Here is a 7839-nt window from a genome sequence, read left to right on the forward strand (position 1 = left end):
ACACAGGGGTGATTTCCTGGTACGATAAAGCCATGCAAATCCATGGCCTCAATTTCCCGGAATCTTTAATTGCATACATTGGGGAAACAGTCGATGCAGAGCCAACAATTTCGCGTCGTGAATTGTCCCAGCGGGTCTGCCAACGTCAGAATTGGCGATCTCCTAATGGCAAGTTGAAAGAGATGAGTTGCCGAAAGGCCTTGTCTGAACTCGACAAGCGTGATGTCATTCACTTGCCAGTGTCATCCGAAACGTACTCGTTTAATCAACCCGCTGAACCTGTGCTTTGTGTTGACGTTCCTGAAATATCTTGCTCATTGGCTGAGTTAGGCTCTATTTCTATTCAGCCTATTATGAGCAGGTATTGTCATGAATCCAAAGTTTGGCGATCGCTTGTTGAAACTCACCATTATTTGGGGGCTCAATCTCTTTGTGGTGCTCAAATACGCTATCTCATCGTGAGTTCATCGTTTGGACCAATTGGAGCCCTGGCCTTTACTTCTGCTTCCTGGGCATTAGCAGCCCGTGATACATATATTGGCTGGACAGAGCTTGCAAGACGTACCAATTTGGACAAGGTACTATGTAATGCTCGTTTCTTAATCATACCATCGGTAAAGGTGCCCAATTTGGCATCACATGCTCTATCTTTGGCGTTAGATCGCTTGCCGAACGATTGGGAAGAACGATATGCCATACGTCCAGTCCTAGTAGAAACATTCGTCGATCCAACTCGATTTGACGGCACTTGTTACAAGGCTGCAAACTGGACTCTGGTCGGCGATAGTTCTGGACGCCGTGATGGTATTCCAAAACGAATCTTCCTACGACCACTATGTGCCGACTGGCAGGATATTCTTTATGATGCTGTCGAACCCAAACTTGGAACAGTGCCCCGTGTCGAAACACCAACAAGTTGGGCCGAGGAAGAGTTCGGATCCGCTCGTCTCTTCGATCCACGGCTAAAGCGAAGACTTTACACCATCGCAGAGGATTTTTACAATAACTGCGAGAAGAGTATACCAGAAGCCTGTGGTTCTAACGCAAAAACTATCGGTGCATATCGATTCTTTCAGAATGAGGCGGTATCTATGGATGTACTCTTAACAGCACACACAGAAGCAACAATCGAGCGGATCAAGGAACACTCGATCGTATTAGCGCCACAAGACACCACAACATTGGATTACAATACACACCCGATGACGGAAGGATTGGGTCCCACAAGTGGTGAGCAAAGTGGTGGTCTGGGTCTTATCATGCATGATACGCTGGCCTTTACCGACAACGGGACTCCCCTTGGTGTGCTCGACGCCCAATGCTGGGCTCGTGATCCAGAGAATACACAGAAGAGCAAGAAGCGAAAATCTCTGCCGATCGAGCAAAAAGAGAGTATAAAATGGCTGAGTAGTTTCCGAAAAGTAGCCGAAATACAGAAACTGTGTCCTGATACGATGCTGGTCAGCATGGGAGATCGGGAATCTGATATTTATGAACTACTACAGGAGGCAACCAAGGATCCGGAAGGCCCAAAGCTTCTGATACGAGCCGAAAAAAGTCGCAATCGAAAGGTGGAGCAAAAACACCTGTGGGATCACATGATCCGTTGCGATGTAGAAGGGATGCTTAAAATACATATACCGCGTCGTGGGTCGACGAAAGCACGAGATGCTTTGGTCGAGTTGCGCTTTGCGGAAGTAGAGTTGACTCCTCCTAAACACTTAGCAACACAGCTGCCAATCACTGTTTGGGCTGTGTACCTGCGCGAGAATCCCGATACGCAAGACGACACCGACAAGATTAATCCCATAGAATGGATGCTTCTTACAACAGTTCCAGTACACACTCTGGATGACGCAAAGACGAGAGCGGAATGGTATTCCGGGCGTTGGGGCATTGAAGTATATCATCGAACGCTTAAAAGCGGTTGTCGTATTCGTGATCGCCAGCTTGAAACAGCTGATCGCCTTGAAGCATGTATTGGAATTGATATGGTCGTCGCTTGGAGAATCTATCACTTAACAATGCTAGGCAGGGAAACTCCGGAGGTACCCTGTACAGTATTCTTCAGCGATGTAGAATGGAAGGCACTCTGCTGCTATACTACAAAAGAATCTAAACCACCGGAGACACCACCGACTCTAGAGGAAGCCATACGTATGGTTGGACAAATGGGCGGGCATTTAGGTCGGAAACGCGATGGGGCGCCAGGAACCCAGGTGTTATGGCGCGGGCTGCAACGTTTAAGCACAGCTGCAGAAATGTATGCAATTTTCACAGAACCGAGAAATTCCTCGCCGTAATCTCTAATCTGTGGTCCGCGGTGTCAAGTGTGTGTAAAGATCAGCCTCTACAGGGAGGGAGGCCGCAGGTACTGGGTCTCCTCGTCCATCCTTGTCGCCCTGCTGATCCTCTCCCACAACATGCAGGCATACCTTCTCGCTGTTGCCATAGCCCTTTTCTTCTTGGTGTGGGGGTGCAGCCCCCTGATATCTCGGAAAAATCTATCGCTTATTGCAGAATCCGCCCTGGTGGGTTTGGCCCTGACCGCTTTCTGGTCCATACCGGGAGCGACCCAGTGGGAAACACCGGGCGTTCCCTGGCTGCCCCCGGAAATCATGGAGCTGAAATCTCTATCCCTGGGACAGCTGCTATCTCCCCATTCTGCCCATGCCGCCTTATTCCTGCTGGCTTTTTTGGGGGCATTCCTCTGGTTCACCAGGACGAAAGACCGATTTGCCTGGCTCGGCCTTGCTATCTCCTTCGTTTTTACGGCTTCTTTGGCTCTGGGGCCGGGCAACCCGATCTATCAGCTGTTGCCCCTAGGTGACAGGTTGATACCCTATCGTTTTCTTGATGCTGCAGCTCTTCCTGCCGCAATCTTGGCCGGATTTCTCGTGCAAAGCATCTCCCGTGTTGTTTCCAGGGGTGTGGAGATGCCTAGCCTGTCAGCATGGTTTGGGTTCCCCGTTGCAGTAGTGTTCGTGCTTTTCATCATCCTGACCTCTACCTACCTTCCAATATTTTCACCCCACGAATATCGTGAAATACAGCAATATATTAATGAAGTGCCTTCTGCGTCATCCCATCCGTTCCAGAAAGGCCGCCTAGCCACCGCGCTGCCGCTTGTAAATGGTGAACAGGCCTTTTTTCCTGTCAGGGATGGTTTCAACATGCTGCACGGCTGGAATGTTGAGGGCACCGTCCACCGATACACCCTGATCAATCACAATACAGCTTACTCTGAGAACTTCTTGAATTATATCCTTCGGAACTGGCATCTCTGGAATGTGCGGTCAGCCCTTCTTGATGAAAGGGAAGAGTACCTGCGAAAAATGTCCGCTTACCTCCTTGAGCAGGGGTGGGAGCGCGGATTTGAAAGTGACGGCTTTTCCGTTCTGGTTTCTAACCGTCCTTCATCCTACCTGATGGAGCTAAACTCCGACGTGCTCGTGATCGGAAGAAGTAGCTTTCACGTGGTGCGACTCTTCCCCTGGGTAACGGAGGGGCGCCTTGCAAATCCGCTGGACTATCCGGAGGAGTATATCAACCTTTTCAAGGTTATCTATCTCTACGATTTTCCAAAGCTTAATATAGCCGCTCTGGAAAAGCAGATCGAGGAGTGGACACAACGTGGAAAAACAGTGATTGTTGATCTGTCCTGGTCCGCACAGGTTCCCGAATTACTGGGGGTCAGGCACTTCAGTAAAAGCGTCAGCGGGGAGATAACCCTTGACGCTGCAGAAAAAGGATTTCCTTATTACGACAGCGAAGTAAAGATAAACTTAAAAGAAGGAAGCGGGGCGATTTACACAGGGCTGGACGAGGTCTTATTAACTTATACTGAGGGGCCGGGCGCTTTCACTTTTGCAGTAATCGGGGCAAAACAGCTGCCTGGAGGAAAAGCTTACTTTATCGGCCTGCATGTGCCGAGGCTTATTGTCCCCGAGCATAGGGATGAAGCACAGCAGCTGCTGGAAACGATTCTTGACTTCGGGAAACCTCGCAAAAATGACGTGCCGGAACCTTTCGAAACCATCCAGCACTCCTGGAGTAACCACGGCTTAACATTTGAATACGAATCCGCCGAAGAAGAGGCGGTGGTCATATCGGTCACCCATACTCCCAGGTGGCATGTTTATCTTAATGGTGAACCCATCACCGCATACAGGCATGAGAACCTGGTCCTGTTAATTTTACCGCCTGGCAGGCACACCGTCAGTATGAGATACGGTTCGAGCAGCGCTGTATACACAGGTTGGCTTATCACCGCCCTGGCTGCAGGATGGCTGGTGTGGCGGGGCAAACACCTGGCAAAAAGGCAGAAGGAAGAGCTTTAATGAAAATGAAGCTGGATACTATCATTTCTCCAGCGGTTCTCTTGAAGAAGTGGGCACTTTCAAAACACATCTGACATGGTAACAACTTCAACGTTCGTCGTTGCCAGGTAATCAATAATGTCCTTGAAGGTTGAGGGAGTTACCTTCGTATCATAATCAGCCGGTTCTTCAATCCTGTGGAAAAGCATGATTAGCCATTCATCATTTTCCTCTGCCTGCTCAACCCAGCTCTTGACCGTCTCGAGGTCGTGGTGTTGATAACATTCAATATTTTTAGCCTGAACGGATCGTTAGGAGGTATGTTTTCCATTCCTTCAATGATTATGCGGTTTGAGGTGTGATGTTCTTTTATAAGACTGAGCACGAAATCGTCAACTTCTCCGCCCGGAGAAGCAAAATGCTGCGCCCCGGCAGTAAAGCCATTTTCAACCAGCCACCGCTTGCTGCCTTTTATTTCCTCTTCTATGAGCTCTGGTGACAGATTATCGCTCAAAAAATAAGGATGTGTTTTGGAGTGGCTGCATATGTCCCAGCCCGCGTTTTGCAATATTTTTAGATGTCCAAGGGACATACGTTCCGGTTCGACAACCAGATCGGTGATAATGTAGGCAACCCCCCGGAAATCATACCTGTCCATGACGGGTTTCGCCTCTGTAAAAACGCTTAACCAGCCATCGTCAAAAGCCAGTGTAATCTTGCCGGATGTATCCGGGGGCGGCAATACGGGTGGTTCGGGACTTTCTTGCGGTGCGTCTGCTTTATTTTCGCTCTTTGGGTAATCTACAAAGAAGCTGTCCGGCGCCGAAAAAAAATCTTTGATAATCGGAAAGCTCTCCTTCTGCCTGCTCTTGTAATACGGTTCTTCCCAGAATTCCCAGGTATAAAACGGTAGATTTAAAGAAAAGCCGCTTCCGGCAGGATTTCGCGGAAGGTAGTCCAGGGGTGCCCCGTGCAGTTCACCAGGGACAATGCTGTCTATATCCCGGCAGGAAAATCCTTTTTCCCCGACAGCGTCAAAGGAAAAAGAAAGAGCGCAGATAGATACCCCGGGAATCGTTGTAGTTTGCAGCGTATCGCGAAGGGGGCTTTCCCCGTACTTCCGGGGATCATCAATAACCTGGCGGGTAGACGGGTCTGAAAAACCGATCAGCGCCCAGGGCAGGCGCAGTTCTAACCTCCCCGAGTCTTCGTTCATGTAATACAAGGCCAGGGAATTATAATTTTCCCTTTCAGGGTAAAAGTTGCCCCGCGTCAGGATACTCTCGTTGCTGTAAATGGCCGGGAAATAAGTGCCGTCTTCAGATATGCGCTCCCTGTTGACCAGGGGGCGGATGGTTTCCCATTTTTCATCGTTTTTACCTGCCATGTTTTCGCTTTGCGGAGAAGAATAGCTGTGCGTAGACCTGTTATATGACGAGGTAACCAGTAAACACGCATCCTCGTTTTCCGTTATAACAATAACAAATTCCAGGCCATGGGGGGAAAGTTCTTTTTCAAGGGGCAGGCTACGGGTTCCTCGATCAGGGCCCTTGGTATCCAGCCCTATGAGCAGGCCGGTGCCCGGCGGCAGAAAGAACCGGCTGGTAACTTCACCGCTGCCCGGCCCTGCTTTTTCGCCTGCATCCAGCTCAAGCCCGAGGTAAAGATAGGTTTCATTGTGGTCCACCCAGAGGCTTGTTAATGCCGGCACTTCCTGCTCTTTTCCCGGCAGGCCGGCATTTTCTGCTGTATTTTCAGGGACGCCATCCTGGATATGTAAGGGGCCTGTCCCAACAAAAGGCATTTTAGCTGATTCCATGGCCACAAGCCCATAATTTTGCTCCGGGCAGAGGGCGTTGTGCCAGAAGACGTTTCGCTCGAAAAGTACCATGTACGGCTCAGTAATCCATGTTTTTTTTGCCCATTCGTCCATCAGCTCGAATATTACACCTCCCGCATACCCTTCCCTGAGGATGGTTTTGAACATGCGCACGATCATTTCTCCCTGCTGCTGTTCGGATACGCCGCCGTGATCAAGCCCGTGTGGATGGACATGCGCTGTCGCCACGCCGGTGGCCATGCCGAACTCTGCAACCAGCGCCGGATAGGGAGGGTGAACGGCCATAAATTCCCGCAGGTAACCTCCGTAACGTAGGATACCTTCTTCATCAAGATAATTATCGTATTCCGGTTCATTGTTCATGAAGTCAGGGTAATTGGGGTAAATATGGTAGGAACCGAAAAAACCGGTCAGGTTGTCAGGGCCGATTTGAAAATGAGCAGGGTTTATCTCGGCCATGTCGTTATAGGGCATGCTGGCCGGTTCCCACTCCGTCGGGTGTTCAAGCGGGTCAAGGGTCGGCCAGCTGACGAAAGAAACCGGCTGCTGCCATCCGTAAACTTCCTGCGCATACTCCATGGCATAATCGCACATCAAAGCGAGCCAAATTTCGGTAGCGTTGGAATCGGCTGCGGCCTGGACAAAACGGCCTTCATATAAATTGATATCTTCATTAACAGCGTTGGTGTGCAGCACTTCTTCCGGTTCCAATTCCCGGCCTATGAGCAGGCCCAGGAGGTAGGGCGAGATATCAGCCTGAAAAGAACCGAAAGCCCTGCTCCTTCGCGCCCGTATTTCTGCTGAGCCGTGCAGCGCGTCAATTACATGGCGGATCTCCTGCTTGTACTCCTCCATGTAATCGGGATCGAAATAGTTATCCTCGGGAACATTTTCTTCCGGCCAGACTTCCTGCAGGAGCCACAACCTCTTTGCAGGCTCTACCGAGCGGTTGTATTCCTTGAATGCCTGGTAGAAAAGAGGATCAAGGAGCGTGTAGAGACGTATGACATTGGCATTGAGCTCGGCAGCCTGCTTCAGCCAGCTGTAATACACTTCCCTGCTCATGGGAAACTGGGTAAAGTGTCTTCCCGGCAGAGAAGTGCCGATATTTACCCCTTTTACGATCAGGGGGACCCAGTCGCCTTCACGGTACACCTCGAAAAAGCTCTCATTTGTGCGTGAAGAAAGCCTGGTATCGCCGATAACGGCAATTTCCGGCAAAAACTGCGCCTGCTTCCGCTCGGCGCAGCCGCTTAAAATACTGGAGAAAAGGATAAGAATTATGAAAAACGTGGTATATGCCAGGATACAATGTGAAGAACCGCGCTTTTTTTTGGGATAGACTTTATTCATTCGGGGCCTCCTGTAGATTGTTCAAACAGTTGATCAAATGTGGATTTTGTGGTAACCTTGCCTTGCATTTTTAGGCTCTTTTATAGTAGGGATTATGGCAAGGACTACCATATATCTCTATTATAAAGGATTTACTTTTTTAAATACAAGGATTAATTTCCTATTTTGCGTATTTACTAGTTTCTTCTTATCATTTCGTTTACTAACTTATAACTCATATTCCGCATAATACCCCGAAGTATTGCAATAGTAAATATATACCAACCAAAACAGGCTAGCCGTCTCCACTCCACGCAAAGAAACTCTCAGCTAATCCCAGAAAATTAA

The 7839-nt window shown here is 49.3% G+C and carries 4 protein-coding genes; 2 read left to right on the top strand and 2 right to left on the bottom strand.

All coding sequences use genetic code 11. The annotated features are described in order from the left end of the window. Both Q7J27_00775 and Q7J27_00780 read left to right on the top strand, forming a co-directional pair. Nucleotides 1-2303, top strand: a 2303-nt coding sequence (locus tag Q7J27_00775) for an IS4 family transposase (GenBank protein ID MDO9527675.1), incomplete at its 5' end; no start/stop codon positions are given. Between the two features lie 27 nt (nt 2304-2330). Next, nucleotides 2331-4340 carry a 6-pyruvoyl-tetrahydropterin synthase-related protein gene (locus tag Q7J27_00780; GenBank protein ID MDO9527676.1) on the top strand — a complete coding sequence of 670 codons (2010 nt, stop codon included), beginning with the start codon at nt 2331-2333 and terminating at the stop codon, nt 4338-4340. 59 nt (nt 4341-4399) lie between these two features. Here the strand turns inward: Q7J27_00780 and Q7J27_00785 are convergent, their stop codons facing one another. Together Q7J27_00785 and Q7J27_00790 are read right to left on the bottom strand one after the other, a co-directional pair. Further along, nucleotides 4400-4528 carry a hypothetical protein gene (locus Q7J27_00785; GenBank protein MDO9527677.1) on the bottom strand — a complete coding sequence of 43 codons (129 nt, stop codon included), beginning with the start codon at nt 4526-4528 and terminating at the stop codon, nt 4400-4402. 2 nt (nt 4529-4530) lie between these two features. Further along, the gene (locus Q7J27_00790) at nt 4531-7512 is read right to left on the bottom strand and encodes a polysaccharide deacetylase family protein (GenBank protein MDO9527678.1); all 2982 of its coding nucleotides are present in this window, start codon (nt 7510-7512) and stop codon (nt 4531-4533) included. Between the last annotated feature and the right edge of the window lie 327 nt (nt 7513-7839).

Source organism: Syntrophales bacterium (assembly GCA_030655775.1).
Lineage (GTDB): Bacteria > Desulfobacterota > Syntrophia > Syntrophales > JADFWA01 > JAUSPI01.